General features: G+C 66.7%; 13 protein-coding genes. 3 read left to right on the plus strand and 10 right to left on the minus strand.

Annotation, left to right across the window (positions count from 1 at the left end; translation table 11 throughout):
- Positions 1-62: 62 nt before the first annotated feature.
- Positions 63-1,538 (plus strand): glutamate synthase subunit beta, encoded by a 1,476-nt coding sequence (locus G4D77_RS22055; protein WP_016445557.1) that lies wholly within the window; start codon positions 63-65, stop codon positions 1,536-1,538.
- A gap of 210 nt (positions 1,539-1,748) precedes the next feature.
- Here the strand turns inward: G4D77_RS22055 and tatC are convergent, their stop codons facing one another.
- From tatC to galE, 10 genes are all read right to left on the minus strand, one after another.
- Entirely contained in the window at positions 1,749-2,573 is an 825-nt protein-coding gene (tatC, locus tag G4D77_RS22060) for a twin-arginine translocase subunit TatC (RefSeq protein ID WP_017406166.1), read from the minus strand.
- 150 nt (positions 2,574-2,723) lie between these two features.
- Positions 2,724-3,221, minus strand: coding sequence for a Sec-independent protein translocase protein TatB (gene tatB / locus G4D77_RS22065; protein WP_016445559.1), 498 nt, complete (start codon positions 3,219-3,221; stop codon positions 2,724-2,726).
- A 21-nt stretch (positions 3,222-3,242) separates the two neighbouring features.
- Positions 3,243-3,482, minus strand: coding sequence for a Sec-independent protein translocase subunit TatA (tatA, locus tag G4D77_RS22070; RefSeq protein WP_016445560.1), 240 nt, complete (start codon positions 3,480-3,482; stop codon positions 3,243-3,245).
- A gap of 155 nt (positions 3,483-3,637) precedes the next feature.
- Positions 3,638-4,000, minus strand: a complete 363-nt coding sequence (locus G4D77_RS22075; RefSeq protein WP_016445561.1) for a histidine triad nucleotide-binding protein — start codon at positions 3,998-4,000, stop codon at positions 3,638-3,640.
- Positions 4,001-4,042: 42 nt separating this feature from the next.
- A complete protein-coding gene (locus G4D77_RS22080; protein WP_016445562.1) occupies positions 4,043-5,074 on the minus strand; it encodes a patatin-like phospholipase family protein in 1,032 nt (343 codons plus the stop codon).
- Between the two features lie 19 nt (positions 5,075-5,093).
- Positions 5,094-5,486 carry a DUF4870 family protein gene (locus G4D77_RS22085; RefSeq protein ID WP_013800783.1) on the minus strand — a complete coding sequence of 131 codons (393 nt, stop codon included), beginning with the start codon at positions 5,484-5,486 and terminating at the stop codon, positions 5,094-5,096.
- Positions 5,483-5,896, minus strand: a complete 414-nt coding sequence (locus tag G4D77_RS22090; protein ID WP_047473622.1) for a phosphoribosyl-ATP diphosphatase — start codon at positions 5,894-5,896, stop codon at positions 5,483-5,485. Before G4D77_RS22090 ends, G4D77_RS22085 begins: the two co-directional genes overlap by 4 nt.
- Positions 5,893-6,291 carry a phosphoribosyl-AMP cyclohydrolase gene (hisI, locus tag G4D77_RS22095; protein WP_174538852.1) on the minus strand — a complete coding sequence of 133 codons (399 nt, stop codon included), beginning with the start codon at positions 6,289-6,291 and terminating at the stop codon, positions 5,893-5,895. The genes G4D77_RS22090 and hisI overlap by 4 nt, the downstream gene beginning before the upstream one ends.
- Before the next feature lie 244 nt (positions 6,292-6,535).
- Complete coding sequence (gene hisF, locus G4D77_RS22100; RefSeq protein WP_017406260.1) at positions 6,536-7,336, minus strand: imidazole glycerol phosphate synthase subunit HisF; 801 nt, start codon at positions 7,334-7,336, stop codon at positions 6,536-6,538.
- Between the two features lie 76 nt (positions 7,337-7,412).
- Positions 7,413-8,423 (minus strand): UDP-glucose 4-epimerase GalE, encoded by a 1,011-nt coding sequence (gene galE / locus G4D77_RS22105; protein ID WP_154833596.1) that lies wholly within the window; start codon positions 8,421-8,423, stop codon positions 7,413-7,415.
- A gap of 234 nt (positions 8,424-8,657) precedes the next feature.
- On the opposite strand from galE, the gene G4D77_RS22110 reads away from it, so the two are divergent.
- Complete coding sequence (locus tag G4D77_RS22110) at positions 8,658-11,477, plus strand: bifunctional glycoside hydrolase/polysaccharide deacetylase family protein (RefSeq protein ID WP_154833597.1); 2,820 nt, start codon at positions 8,658-8,660, stop codon at positions 11,475-11,477.
- Positions 11,443-15,291 (plus strand): tetratricopeptide repeat protein, encoded by a 3,849-nt coding sequence (locus G4D77_RS22115; RefSeq protein ID WP_154833598.1) that lies wholly within the window; start codon positions 11,443-11,445, stop codon positions 15,289-15,291. Before G4D77_RS22110 ends, G4D77_RS22115 begins: the two co-directional genes overlap by 35 nt.
- The last annotated feature ends 10 nt before the right edge of the window (positions 15,292-15,301 follow it).

The following is a 15,301-nucleotide window of genomic DNA, read 5'->3' on the forward strand; positions in this document are numbered from 1 at the left end:
GCGAAGGATGCGGGCAGCGGCCCGCATCCAACCCTGCACCCCACACATCAGGACAACGAATCATGGGAAAGACCACCGGCTTCATGGAATATGAGCGCCTCGAGGAGGGCTATGCGCCCGTCGCCGAGCGCGTGAAGCACTACAAGGAATTCGTCATCGGCCTCGATGACAGCCAGGCCAAGATCCAGGGCGCGCGCTGCATGGACTGCGGCACGCCGTTCTGCAACAACGGCTGCCCGGTCAACAACATCATTCCGGACTTCAACGACCTGGTCTTCCACGGCGGCTGGAAGAGCGCCAGCGCCGTGCTGCACAGCACCAACAACTTCCCCGAGTTCACCGGCCGCATCTGCCCCGCACCCTGCGAGGCCGCCTGCACCCTGAACATCAACGACGATGCCGTGGGCATCAAGTCCATCGAGCACGCCATCATCGACCGTGCCTGGGCCGAAGGCTGGGTCAAGCCGCTGCCCAGCAGCCGCAAGACCGGCAAGAAGGTGGCCGTGGTCGGCGCCGGCCCCGCAGGCCTGGCGGCCTCGCAGCAGCTGGCCCGCGCCGGCCACGATGTGACGCTGTTCGAGAAGAACGACCGCGTGGGCGGCCTGCTGCGCTACGGCATTCCCGACTTCAAGATGGAGAAGTCGCACATCGACCGCCGCGTCGAGCAGCTCGTGGCCGAAGGCGTCAAGATCCGTACCGGCGTGCTGGTGGCGGGCAAGGACGGCCTGGGCGAAGACTCCAAGGTCACCAACTGGGCCAAGGAAACCGTCAGCCCCGAGCAGCTCATGGCCGAGTTCGACGCCGTGCTGCTGACCGGCGGTGCCGAGCAGTCGCGCGACCTGCCCGTGCCCGGCCGTGAACTCAAGGGCATCCATTTCGCCATGGAGTTCCTGCCGCAGCAAAACAAGGTCAACGCCGGCGACAAGCTCAAGGGCCAGCTGCGTGCCGATGGCAAGCATGTCATCGTCATCGGTGGCGGCGACACGGGCTCCGACTGCGTGGGCACCAGCAACCGCCACGGCGCCGTCAGCGTGACCCAGTTCGAGCTGATGCCCATGCCGCCCGAGCAGGAGAACAAGCCCCTGGTCTGGCCCTACTGGCCGATCAAGCTGCGCACCAGCTCCAGCCACGAGGAAGGCTGCGAGCGCGAGTTCGCCATCGCCACCAAGGAGTTCATCGGCGAGAAGGGCCAGGTCACGGCCGTCAAGACCGTACGCATCGAAATGAAGGACGGCAAGATGGTCGAGGTGCCCGGCAGCGAGCAGGTGCTCAAGGCCGACCTGGTGCTGCTGGCCATGGGCTTCGTCAGCCCCGTGCAGGCCGTGCTCGATGCCTTTGGCGTGGACAAGGACGCACGCGGCAACGCCAAGGCCACCACCGACTTCACGGGCGGCTACGCCACCAGCGTGCCCAAGCTCTTCGCCGCCGGCGACGTGCGCCGCGGCCAGTCCCTGGTGGTCTGGGCCATCCGCGAAGGCCGCCAGGCCGCTCGCTCCATTGACGAGTTCCTCATGGGCACGTCCGACCTGCCTCGGTGAGATGCCAACCCCGGAAGGGGCTTGGCCATGGACAAAGAAAAAGCCCTTGGTGATGAACCAAGGGCTTTTTATTACAGATTCCTCGTGTTTCAGCGTAGGCCCTTGAAACTGGCGCGCCCTAAAGCGAGGGACACCGAGGAAGGGCCTGGGCCGGCCGCGCCGCCCCGCACCGAGGGTGTCGTCCCCCTCTGGGGGAAGGCGCGAAGCGACTCAGGGGGAGGGTTTATCCTCTGCGGGCTTGTCCACTGCGGTGCCGGGTTCGGCTTCTTCTTCCGGCGCCTTGGAGACGCGGCTGAACCAGCCGGCGCCCAGGATGCCGATCTCGTAAAGAATGCACATGGGCACGGCCAGGGCCAGCTGGGAGATCACGTCGGGCGGCGTGACCACGGCGGCGATGATGAAGGCCACCACGATGAAATAGCCGCGGAAGGACTTGAGCTTGGCGATGTCCACCAGGCCGAAGCGCACCAGCAGCATGACCACGATGGGCACCTGGAAGGCCAGGCCAAAGGCCAGGTACAGCGACAGGATGGCCTCCACATACGATGCAATGTCCGGCGTGGCCGCCACGCTGTCCGGGGTGAAGCCCTGGATGAAGGCGAACATCTTGTCGAGCACGAAGAACTGCACGAAGGCGATGCCGATATAGGCCAGCAGGCTGCCGAAGATGATCAGCGGCAGCGCAAAGCGCTTTTCATGGCTGTACAGGCCGGGCGCCACGAAGGCCCACATCTGGTACATGATCCAGGGCAGCACGGCCAAGATGCCCACCATCATCAGTACCTTGAGCGGCACGAAGAAGGGGGTGAACACGCCGACTGCGATGAGCTTGGCATCGGGCGGCATGTGGGCCTTGATCGGGTGGGCGATGAAGTCGATCAGCCCGTTGGGGCCAGGCCATATGGCCAGCACGGCGATCGCCAGACCGATGCCGTAGATGCAGTAGAGCAGGCGGTCGCGCAGCTCCATCAGGTGCTGGACGAAAGGCTGCTCGGTGCCTGCCAGCTCGTCGTCTTTAGGTGGAATGTCGGACATGGTGCGAAACCGCGGCGGGCCGCAAGGGCGTCCACGGACCTGGTATGAAAAGCAGAAAGCCCGACGGATCGGGCAGGGTGGGGCGATGGCGAGTGCCCGGGTGGCAGAGGCTGGGCCGGTTGCCTCGTGGCCCGCTGCGCGCCAGCATCTTCAGCGGGACTTCTGGGGACGAAAGCGCGCCACGCGCGCCGCGCCCGACTGCGCCTTGGTGCGCACGCCGGCCCGGGCCTTGTACCACTGGGGCACGGCGGCACGCTTGAGGCGCCAGTTCTTGCCCGGGTGGCGGTAGGCCGGCGCCACGGCGCTGTACGTATCGCTGCCTGAATCGTAGGAAGAGGAGTCGTACGAGGAAGACGTGCCGTTGAGCGATGCCGTGGACTCGTTCCAGTCCTTCTCGAAATTGGCGGCCGAAGTGTGGATGGACTGCTCGACGTCACGCGCCGCGCCTTCCACCGTGTCCTTCATCTTGCGCAACTCGTCGAGTTCCATCGAACGGTTGACCTCGGCCTTCACATCGGAGACGTAGCGCTGGGCCTTGCCCAGCAGGGTACCGACGGTGCGCGCCACGCGCGGCAGCTTCTCGGGGCCGATGACCACGAGAGCCACGGCGCCGATCAGCGCCATCTTGGACAGACCGATATCAAACATGGAGGCTTGGCGTGCGGAGCATCAGCTCTTTTGCTTGGCTTCGACGTCGATGGTGGCCTTGTCGGTGGCTGTCTGGCCTGCAACCTGGCCAGGGGCAGCTGCGGGGGTGTCGGTGGAGGTCGAGCCGTCCTTCACACCGTCCTTGAAGCCCTTGACGGCGCCGCCAAGGTCGGAACCGATGTTCTTCAGCTTCTTGGTTCCGAACACCAGAACCACGATGGCCAGGACGATCAGCCAATGCCAGATGGAAAACGAGCCCATGAGAATCTCTCCTAAGAATTGCAGATCATTTTAGACGCCGGGCCATGGCGGCAGTTCGCAAGGCCCCACAAAAGCCGTTCGGCCGGCGCATGTACGCAGAAGTCGCAAGCAAGAGGCGGGCCATCTTGCGCGCTAGCCTGCGTCCAGCAAAGGCTTCAGCCCTTCAGCCAGGGGCGGGGGCCGCCCATGACATGGATGTGCAGATGGTGGACTTCCTGTCCGCCCTCGGTGCCGGTGTTGACCACCAGACGGAAACCGCCATCGGGATACGGATTGCAGCCTTGCTCGGCGGCCAGGCGGGGCGCCAGCACCATCATGCGGCCCAGCAGCGCAGCGTCGTCGGCCTGGACCTGGGCCATGGAGGGGATGTGCTTCTTGGGCACCATCAGAAAGTGGATGGGCGCGCCGGGATGGATGTCGTGGAAGGCGAAGACTTCATCGTCCTCATAGACCTTGCGGGAAGGGATCTCGCCTTTGATGATGCGGCAAAACAGGCAGTTCGGGTCGTGGTCGTGCATGGCGCTACGGGAGTCCTGGGAAGCTGGCGGTGGATCGAAAAATCAGGGTGAATTGTCGTTGATGTGCAGTGTCTGGCGCACGCCGATGTCGCTGCGGTGCTGCTGGAGCCAGTGCTGCCCCTGCTCGCGCCCCAGCTCGAACAGCTCGCGCACGAAACGCATGTCGGAGCGCGTCTTGGTCGAGGCGCCGTAGCCCTTGAGTACCGCGCCGCCGTCCACGCGGTGCAGCAGCACCTTTTTGTAGCGTGCCGGGTCCAGCTTGCCCTGCTCCAGCAGGCGTTTGACGAATTCGATGGCGCGCAGCTCGGACAGCAGGCCGGCGTTGAAGGTGACCTCGTTCATGCGGTCCATGATGTCGGCCGCCGTGTTGGGCAGGTCGGTGTGCTCGATGGGATTGATCTGCACCAGCAGGATGTCGCTGGACGCCGTGCCGTAGATCAGGGGATACAGGGCGGGATTGCCCGAGAAACCACCGTCCCAGTAAGGCTCGCCATCGATTTCCACGGCCTTGAACAGCTGGGGCAGGCAGGCCGAGGCCATGACCGCGTCGGCACTGAGCCTTCTGCCCGAAAAGATGCTTCCCCGGCCCGTGCGCACATTGGTGGCGCAGACAAAGACCTTGGGCACCACGCCCTCCACGGGCGGACGCGTCAGCGCCTCGAAATCCACGACCCGTTCGAGCAGCTTGCGCAGCGGGTTGATGTCCAGCGGGTTGGTCTGGTAGGGCGAGAAGAACTGGTTGAGCACGCCCATGAAGGGGCTGCCCGGCAATGGCGCGCCCCACATCAGGCTGCCCATGGTGCCCACGCCTTCCCACAGTTCGGTCAGCGAGGCGCGGGCCAATTGGGCGCCCAGCGCCTGGGCGGCCACAGGATCGCTTTCCTGGCGCGCGGCCTGGGCAAAGCCCTGTGCCAGGGCCACGGCATTCATGGCGCCGGCGCTGGTGCCGCTGATGCCGTCGAAGACAAGGCTGCCGTCTTCCAGCAGTGCGTCCAGCACGCCCCAGGTCAGGGCGCCGTGCGAGCCCCCGCCCTGCAGGGCGAGGTTGATCTTGCAGGTCGGGGTGGAGGACATGGCGGGCGGGCCGGCGGCTTCAGCGGTCCACGGCCTGGTTGCGGTTCATGGCGACCATGCCGCGCACGATGCGGTACAGGAACCAGATGGAGATCACCGTCCAGGCGATCCAGCCGGGCACGAAGAACAGCAGCCACAGCGGTGCCGTGACCAGGTACAGGATGCCGGCCCAGATCACGCTGCGGATGCGCCACGAGAAATGGTTGGCCATCCAGCTGCCTTCGGCGTCGCCGCGCTTGACCAGGTCGATGATCAGGGCGATCACCAGCAGCGCGATGCTGGGCTGGGCGCCGGGCACGACGGCGGCCACGGCCACCACCAGGTGCAGCAGGTAGCTGACCCAGCCCCAGGCCTTGAGGCCTTCGATGCGGGACTGGTCCAGGGCACGGACTTCGATGTAATCGTCATTCATGGCAGCGGTCCTTTCTCGTTCACATCACGTTCCTGGGCCTTGCGCAGCGCCTTTTCCTCGATGCCGCTGGTGCCTTCGCGGCGCTCCAGCTCGGCGACGACCTGGGCGGGCGTCAGGCCATAGTGGGCCAGGGCGATCATGCTATGGAACCACAGATCGGCCACTTCGTAGAGGATTTTGCCGGCGTCCCCGCCATGGTCTGCGTCCTTGGCGGCCATGACGACTTCGGTGGCCTCTTCGCCGATCTTCTTCAAAAAGGCATCCGGGCCCTTGTGCAGCAGGCGGGCGACGTAGCTTTTGTCGGGGTCGCCGCCGTTGGCGGGCTTGCGGCTTTCGATGACGGCGGCCAGGCGCGCCAGGGCGTCCTGCGAGGAAGTGCTTGTGGTGTCGTTCATGTTCGTGGAATTCATTTGTAGATCGATTCGGGGTCTTTCAAGACCGGATCGACGGCCTGCCACTGGCCATCGCGCAGCACGCTGTAGAAGCAGCTGTGGCGCCCCGTGTGGCAGGCAATGCCGGGCTCGTGGCCGGTCTGGGTGATCTTGAGCAGGACCACGTCGTTGTCGCAGTCGATGCGCACCTCGTGCACGGTCTGCACGTGGCCCGATTCCTCGCCCTTGAACCACAGCTTGTTGCGCGAGCGGCTGAAATAGACGGCGCGGCCCAGCTCGGCCGTCTTGGCCAGGGCCTCGCGGTTCATCCAGGCGAACATCAGCACGTCGCCCGTGTCCTTTTCCTGCGCGATCACGGGCACCAGGCCCTGCGCATCCCATTTGACTTGATCTAGCCAGTTCATTGCCTGCATTGTGAATATCCTGGGTTGGAATCCCTGTGACAGCATTGTCAGGAATTGCCTGGATTGAAAATACACCCCCTGAGTCGCTTCGCGCCTTCCCCCTCTCTCGCTGCGCGGGAGGGAGACGACAGCCTTGCTGCGGGGCGGCCCTTGCTCGCTGTCCCTGGTCCCTTGGGCCGCGCCGGTTTCATGGGTTGTGGGCGGCGCGAGCGCCATGGAAAACTGAAATGAAGGAGTCCGCCGACGCGCCGTATCAGAGGCGCACGGGCACGCCGCGCTCGGCCATGCGCTGCTTGGCCTGGCCCACGGTGAATTCGCCATAGTGGAAGATGCTGGCGGCCAGCACGGCGTCGGCGCCGCCCAGGGTCACGCCATCGGCCAGGTCGTCCAGCGAGCCCACGCCGCCGGAGGCGATCACGGGCACGGGCACGGCGTCGCTGACGGCGCGCGTGAGCTTCAGGTCGAACCCGGACTTGGTGCCGTCGCGGTCCATGCTGGTCAGCAGGATCTCGCCCGCGCCGCGGCGCGCCATTTCTGCGGCCCACTGCACGGCGTCCAGGCCGGTGTTCTTGCGTCCGCCGTGGCTGTAGACATCCCAGCCGGGGCCGGCGGCGCGGCCGTCGGTGCCGATGCGCTGCTCGTCTTCGGCGGTGCGGCGCTTGGCGTCGATGGCCACGACGATGCACTGCGCGCCGTACTTGTCGGAGGCGGCATTGATCACATCGGGATTGGCGATGGCGGCCGAGTTGAAGCTGGTCTTGTCGGCGCCCGCGTTGAGCAGGCGGCGCACGTCCTCGACGGTGCGCACGCCACCGCCCACGGTCAGCGGAATGAAGACCTGGCTGGCCACCGATTCGATGATGGGCAGGATCAGGTCTCGGCCATCGCTGGTGGCCGTGATGTCCAGGAAGGTCAGCTCGTCCGCGCCCTGGGCGTTGTAGCGCGCGGCGATCTCCACCGGGTCGCCCGCATCGCGCAGCTCCACGAAGTTCACGCCTTTGACGACGCGCCCTCCCGTGACGTCAAGACAGGGGATGATGCGTTTGGCAAGCATGGGCAGACTCGTGGCTAGGGCGTGAAACAAGGGCGAAAAGATACCACGCCCTCGGCGTCCGCAGGCGCTGCGGGGTTCAGCGCTTGAGACCTGCGGCCTGGCTTTGCCAGCGCCATGCGTCCTCGCACATGCGGTCCAGGTCCAGCATGGCCTTCCAGCCCAGCAGGCGCTCGGCCTCGGCGGGGTCGGCCCAGCACTGGGCCACGTCGCCGGGGCGGCGCGCCACGATCTGGTAGGGCACGGGGCGGCCGCTGGCGCGCTCGAAGGCCTTGACCATCTCCAGCACCGAGACCGGGCGCCCCGTGCCCAGGTTCACGGTCAGCAGGCCTTGCTGTTTACGCAGATGGCGCAGCGCCGCCAGGTGGCCGCGCGCCAGGTCGGTGACGTGGATGTAGTCACGCACGCCCGTGCCGTCCGGCGTGGCGTAGTCATCCCCATAGACACTGAGCTGCTGGCGCTGGCCGATGGCGACCTGCGACACATAGGGCATGAGGTTGTTGGGGATGTCGCGTGGGTCCTCGCCGATCAGGCCGCTTTCATGGGCGCCCACGGGATTGAAGTAGCGCAGCCGTGCCAGGCGCCACTGGCCGGGCTCGGCGCGGTCCAGGTCGGCCAGCATTTCCTCGATCCACAGCTTGCTGCGGCCGTAGGGGTTGGTGGCAGACAGCGGGAAATCCTCGCGGATCGGCAGGCTGGCCGGGTCGCCGTAGACCGTGGCCGAGGAGGAGAACACCAGGCTGTGCACGCCCGCCGCCTGCATGGCCTGCAGCAGGGCGACCGTGCCGCCCACGTTGTGTTCGTAGTAGCGCAGTGGCTGGGCCACGGATTCGCCCACGGCCTTGAGTGCGGCGAAGTGGATCACCTCGCGGATGGAGTGCTCGGCAAACAGCCGGTCCAGCGCGGCGCGGTCGCGCACATCGCCTTCCACGCACAGTGGGCGCCGGCCCGTGATGCGTTCCATGCGGGCTAGCACGTCGGCGCTGCTGTTGCTGAAGTTGTCGTAGATCAGGTAGGGCTCGCCTGCGGCGGCCAACTCCACGCAGGTGTGGGAGCCGATGAAGCCGGCGCCGCCTGTGACCAGGATCATGAATACCTCTCATTGGTGATTTTTTGGCGTGCCTAGTATCGCAATAACCCAGCTTCTCCCCGGGTTCAAGTGGGCTGAGCACAAAAGTAGGGAGAAAACACATTTGTAGACAAACAACGTTATGCTCGGCCCGCTTTTCGTCGGATTGACGATAGCTTTCATCAAATTGTTAAGAAATTTGATGCATAAAAACTATGAATTGATGGGGCATCACCACGCCCTGAGGAGAAGGCCATGAACGGTTTCCTGCGAAGCTGCCTGGTCTGCTGGGGGTTGCTGTGCGGCTGGGTGGTGCAGGCTGCCGAACCCGCGGTGGCTGTCTATTACGGGAACAAGGCATCGCTCAGTGAATTGAGCCTCTACGACATTGCCGTCGTGGAGCCGGGCCATGGCTATGACCCGGTCCGGTTCCGCAAGCAGGCCCCGGGCAGCGAGCTGTATGCCTACGCTTCCGTGGCCGAGGTGCTGCCCGAGCGCGCCTACTTCGGCAAGATTCCCGAGGCCTGGAAGATGGCGCGCAACGGCGCCTGGCAGTCCATCGTCCTGGACCAGACACCCGCGCAGTGGCCCGCCTTCTTTGCCGACGAGGTGATCGCGCCGCTGTGGAAGCAGGGCTTTCGCGGCTTCTTCCTGGACACGCTGGACTCCTACCGCCTGGCCGCGAATTTCGACGAAAAGGCCCAGCAGGACGGTCTGGTGCGCGTCATCGAGACGCTGCACCAGCGCTATCCCGGCATCCGCCTGATCCTGAACCGGGGCTTCGAGATCGTGCCGCGCGTGAGGGACAAGGTACAGATGGTGGCGGCCGAGTCGCTGTTGCGGGGCTGGGATGCCAGCCTCAAGCGCTATGTGAACGTGCCCGAGAAAGACCGCGAATGGCTGCTGCAGCAACTGCAGACCATCCGCGAGCGCGACCGCCTGCCGGTGCTGTCCATCGACTACGTGGCCCCGCATGACCGCGACGCCACGCGCGAGACCGCCCGCCGCATTGCGCAGCTGGGCATCATCCCCTGGGTTTCCGATGCCGGGCTGCAGACCCTGGGCATAGGCCAGGTGGAGGCGGTGGCGCGCAGGGTGTTGATTCTCTACAACGGTGCCGACTATCCGTCCATCAACGGCGCATCGGCGCACCGCTTCCTGGAAATGCCCCTGAACTACATGGGCTACGTCGCCGACTACGCCGATGTGCGCGAGCCCCTGCCCGAAGGCGTGTCGCGCGACCGCTATGCCGGCGTGGTGAGCTGGTTCGGCGGCGCGGTGCCCGAGATGCGGGCCAAAAGCGTGCGGCAGTGGCTGGCCAACCAGGTGCAGCAGGGCATGCCGCTGCTGGTGCTCAATACGCTGGGCCTGTCCCAGGACCGCACCATGTCGGCCGCCCTGGGCACGCGCAGCACGGAAGCGGCACCCCTGTTCCCGCTGCGGCGCGCCGAAAAGGCGCCGGTCATGGGTTTCGAGATACAGCCGGCCGAGCCAGCGCACGATTACGAGGGCTGGGAGTTCACGCCGCAGATGGCCAGGGGCAGCCGCGAGTTGCTGTCCTTCGACGACAAGCGGGGGCGCCGCTTCGTGTCGGCCGCCATCACGCCCTGGGGCGGCTTTGCACTCATGCCCTATGTGGTGGTGGGCATGCCGGGCACCGACCAGTCGCGCTGGGTGATCGACCCCTTCGCGCTGTTGCGCGAGGCGCTGCGCCTGCAGGACTTTCCGGTGCCCGACGTCACCACCGAGAACGGCCGCCGCCTGCTGCTGGCCCATGTGGACGGGGACGGCTTTCCTTCCAAGGCCGAGCTGCCGGGCACGCCCTTCGCCGGCGAGGTGCTGCGCCGCGAGATCCTGGAGCGCTACAGGATTCCGCACACCATCTCGGTCATCGAGGCCGAAGTCTCGCCGCAGGGCCTGTATCCGCAGTGGGCCGACCAGCTGGAGGGCATTGCCAAGCGCATCTTCGCCATGCCCCATGTCGAGATCGCCAGCCATTCCTATTCCCATCCCTTCTTCTGGGAGCCCGGGGCAGCGCCCGACGGGGATGACAGCAAGGAGGTGAACCTCAACCTCCACATCCCCGGCTACCAGATGGACATGAACCGGGAGATCAATGGCTCGGTCGACTACATCCGCAAGCGCCTGGCGCCGCCCGGCAAGCCGGTGGACGTGTTCTTGTGGACCGGCAACACGGCGCCCAGCGCCGAGGCCCTGGCCATCTCCGACGCGGCGGGACTGCTCAACATGAATGGCGGCGACACGGCCATCACGCGCAGCAATCCCTCGCTGACGGAGGTGCGCAGCTGGGGCCTGCGCAAGGGCGGCCATCTGCAGATCTATGCGCCCGTCACCAACGAGAACATCTACACCAACCTCTGGCACGGGCCGTTCTACGGCTTCGAGCGCGTCATCGAAACCTTCGAGATGACCGACGCGCCCCGGCGCATGAAGGCCGTGGACATCTACTACCACTCCTACTCCGCCAGCAAGCAGGCCAGCATCAAGGCCCTGCACAAGGTCTACCAGTGGGCGCTGGCGCAGCGGCTGAACCCGGTCTACAGCTCCGAGTACATCCGCAAGGTGCAGGATTTCTACGAATTCGCCATCGGCCGCGACGCGCAGGGCTGGCGTCTGCGGGGCCCGGGCCAGTTGCGCACGCTGCGCATGCCGCCCGGCATGGCCCTGCCTTCAATGGCTGCCAGCCGCGGCATCGCCGGCTATGCCAAGGGCACGGACGGCAACTACCTTCACCTGGCCGGCGGCGCCGGATACCTGGTGCAGCAGGATGCCGCAGGCGCGGCCGCCTCCGCGGCGCGCCCCTATCTGGTGGATGCCAATGCCCGGCTCACGCAATGGCTGCCCCAGGCCGATGGCGGCGTGCGCTTGACCCTGCAGGGCCATGTGCCGCTGGAGCTGCGCATGCACCTGCCGTCCGGCTGTGCGCTGAGTTCCCTGAACGCCGCCAATCCCCTCATTGCCGTGGCGGGTGCCGATACGGGCAGCTCCAACCTCCGTTCCTTCAGAAGTACCCATCACAGTGTTGAACTCCAAGCGCAATGCCGGGGGCTCTGAGCGCCCCGTCACGGTTCCCTTCTGGCTGATCGTGCTGCTGGCGGTACTGATCGGCGGTGCCCTGTGGATGCTGTTTCCCAAGCAGGATCTGGAGCGCCGGCTCTCCGTCACCGGAGATGATTCCGAGCTGTCCTACAACTACCTGAGCAACCTGCTCAAGAGCGACCCGGGCAATGAAAACCTGCGCGCCCTGCTCAAGGCCAAGGAGGAGCGCCTGAAAGCCATCAAGCTGGCGCGCGAAGAGGCAGCCAAGCAGGCGCTGCCCAGCGCCGCCGTCCAGGCCTGGGAGCGCTGGCAGGCCGCCTACCAGAACTATCTGGAGGCGCAAAAGCAGGACCATCGCGCCGGAGGGCAGGCCGATGCCCTGGGGCTCCAGGTGATGCAGGCGCTCAAGGAGGTCCCGCTGGCGGGTCTGACCCAGGAGCAGGCGCTGTACCTGGCTTCTTCGGCGCTGGTACTCAAGGACGCACCGCTGGCCCTGGGCATCTACGACGATGTGGCCGCCCGCCAGGGCGATCCCGCGCGCAAGGCGCAGGTCTATGAGTCCGCAGCGCGGCAGGCGCTGGGCATGTCGCTGTACGAGGAATCGGCCCGGCTGCTGCGCCAGGCCAGTGCCACGACCGACGATGTCCCGCAGTCGCGCGCCTACCTCTGGCAGGCCCTGCAGGTGCTGCAGTCCGGCAACCGTGCCAGCGAAGCGCTGGCGCTGGCGCGCCAGCAGGAAGAACTGTTGGGCAGCGACCCGGAAACGCTGCGAAGGCTCATCGGCCTGGCGCGCGCGGCCGGCAACCGGGCTGAGGCCGAGCGCTATGCCAAGCGGCTGCTGCAGCTGTCCCTGCTGCAGCAATGGCAGGTGCAGGTGGCAGGCGCTTCGGGAGCAGGCCCAGCCGTAGCGTCCGCAGTGGCCGACGACGGCGCCTGGGCACTGCAGCCCGTGGCCTGGACCGCCCCGGGCTGGCGCATGCTGCGCACGGCCGACCCCGCACGCAAGCCGCCGCCGGGCCTGCCATTTGACGACAAGACCTACCAGCTGGGCTACGAGGTGTTCCTCGAAAACCGCAACCTGGAAGATGCCTGGCGCGTGGCCACGGCTGCGGTGCGCCAGGCGCCGCAGGACATGGCCTGGCGCGAGCGCCTGGCCCAGGTGTCCGAATGGATGGGGCAGCAGCAGCAGGCCCTGGACAACTGGCTGGTCATTGCGCAGAACACGGGCCGTGAAGATGCCTGGAAGACGGTGATGCGCCTGGCGCCGGGCCTGTTCGACGACCGCGCCCTGATTGCCGGCCTGCGCCACCAGTTGAGCCGCCGTCCCCAGGATGCCGCGCTGCTGCAGGCGCTGGTCCAGGCCTATGAGCGCCAGGCCGAGCCGGGCGCGGCCATCGACTATCTGCAAAAGCACGGCAGCACGCCGCAGTCGCAGATTCTGCTGGCCCAGCTGGCCGAGCGCGCAGGCCGTTCGCCGCTGGCGCTGCAGGCATGGAAGCGCGTGCTCAGCGATCCCGAGCAGCGCACGCCGTCCCATGTCATGCCCGCCGCCGTGCTCGCGCTGCTGCAGGGCGAGCCGGCGCTGGGCCTGCGCTGGCTGGAAGACGCACAGACGCGCGTTCCGGCCGGCATGCAGGACGAAGGCGAGTACTGGCGCCTGCTGGGCGACCTGGCCCAGGACCAGCGCCAGGAGGCGCTGACGCTCAAGGCCTACCGCCGCCTGCTGCAGACGCCGCACGCCGGCATCAGCGACTACGACGAAGTGATCCGCCTGCTGCAGCGCACCGACCGGCGCGAGGCGGCCCAGATGTCCCTGCATGCCTGGGAGCAGTTCCAGGACGTGCGCCATCTGACACAGGCCTTCTACCTGCTGGAGGACCAGGAGGACTGGACGCAGATCGGCCGCCAGGTCGAGCGCATCATGGCCGACCCGGCCTTGCTCAAGCGCCTGATGGGCCAGCCCACCTTCTTCCAGATCCTGGGCGCCTACTACCAGCGCACTGCGCAGCCGAAAAAGGCCATGGAAGCCTTCGAGAAGGGCCTGGCGCTGGACCCCGGCTCCACGCCGCTGCGCCAGGGCCTGATGTGGCTGCTGATCGACACGCAGAACGCGGCGGCCCTCAAGCTGCTGCTGGCGGCGGCCGAGCCCGTGTGGGCACGTGATGCCGACATGCACGGCGCCCTGGCGGCGGCCTACATGACGCTGTCGCGCCCGGCCGTTGCGCTGGAGCGGTATCTGAAGCCGCACCGCACGGAGCATGCCGACGACTTCCTGTGGATGATGCAGTACGCGGATGCGCTGGAGCAGAACCAGCAGGCGGACCAGGCCTGGAACCTGAGGCAGCAGCTGTGGCAGCGCGAGAAGGCGCGCACGCGTGCGCAGCAGGGCCCTTCGGCCGATGCGGCCCGCCGCTGGCTGACCGCCGAGGGCCTGGACGAGGTCCAGCGCCAGGCACGCAGCCGGCTCATGCTCTTTCATACCCAGGGCGATGCCGAATTCGCCCTGATGCGCGAGCTGCTGCGCATGGACCTGGAAGGCGGGCGCCGCGAGCATTCTGCTGCTGCGGCCGAGCTGGCCATCGCCTGGCTGCAGGAGCGTGGCGAATACCAGGCCGAGCGCGGCTACCTTTGGCAGCAGTACGCGCGCAGCCGCAGCAAGAGTGCCAGCGCACCGCTGTGGGCCGAGATCACGGTGGCCCTGGCGGAAAAGGATGTGGCCCAGGCCGGGCAGCTGCTGCAGCGCCATGACGAGGCACTGCCGCGCTACGACCGCATCAACGCGGCGGCCATGGTGGGCGATGTGCGGCTGGCGCAGACCGCGGGCTTCGAGAGCATGGCCTACCAGCCCGACGACGATCCCCTGCACCTGGGGCTGACCGAGCAGTTGCTGGCCTTCAGCGACTACGGCGGCCTGCAGTTGCGCAATCGCCGCATGGACGCCATCGACGAGCAGGTCTCGCGGCTGCGCTGGCATGTGGGTCTCAACCCCCGCTGGGCGCTGGACCTGGATGCCGAGGACGTGCGCCGCACGGTCAACAAAAGCACCCTGGTGCGCGGACCCTCCCAGGAGCGGGGCATCGGCCTGCGCCTGACGCGCAAGACGCAGTCGGCCTCCAGCGAGTTCATGCTGGGCCGGCGCGAAAGCCTGGAGAGCTACACGCCGATGCAGTTCACGCAGACCTACAACGTGGACAGCCGCTGGAGCCTGCAGGCATCGCTGGGCCGGCACCTGGCCACGCAGGAAACGCTGGCCATGCGCATGGGCGGCATGAAGGACCGCGTGTCGCTGGGCAGCAGCTACCAGCTCTCGCGCCTGGACCAGATCACGCTGGAGCTGGCATCGGAGCGCTACCGCGTGCAAAGCGGCGCCCGCGTGGGCTCCGGCAACCATGCGATGCTGCAATACCTGCACACCTATCGCAGCGAGGCACCCACCCTGCAGTTCGGCGCCTTCACCTCCTGGCACCGCTACAGCCGCACCGACCCGGCGCTGCTGCAGGGCAGGGATGCGGCCATCCTGGGCTACCTGCCTGCGTTCAACGATCCCACCATCGACTATCTGTTGCCGCGCAGCTTCCGCTTCTCGGGCCTGCAGATGATGTTCAACACGGGCTACGAGCAGCAATACACGCGCGCGCTGCGGCCCTATGCCAGCCTGGCCCTGACGCACCACAGCATCAACGGCGCGGGCTACGAGCTGGGCATGGGCCTGGCCACCAGCCTGTTCGGCGCGGACCACCTCGCGCTGGGCCTGAACCTGTCCAAGTCGGGCATCAACACCGTGGGCAATACCCGCGAGCTGTTGCTCACCTACCGCCTCCACTACTGATCCGAAGACT

The sequence above is a fragment of the Delftia sp. WY8 genome (assembly GCF_018437695.1).
Taxonomy (GTDB): domain Bacteria; phylum Pseudomonadota; class Gammaproteobacteria; order Burkholderiales; family Burkholderiaceae_C; genus Comamonas; species Comamonas tsuruhatensis.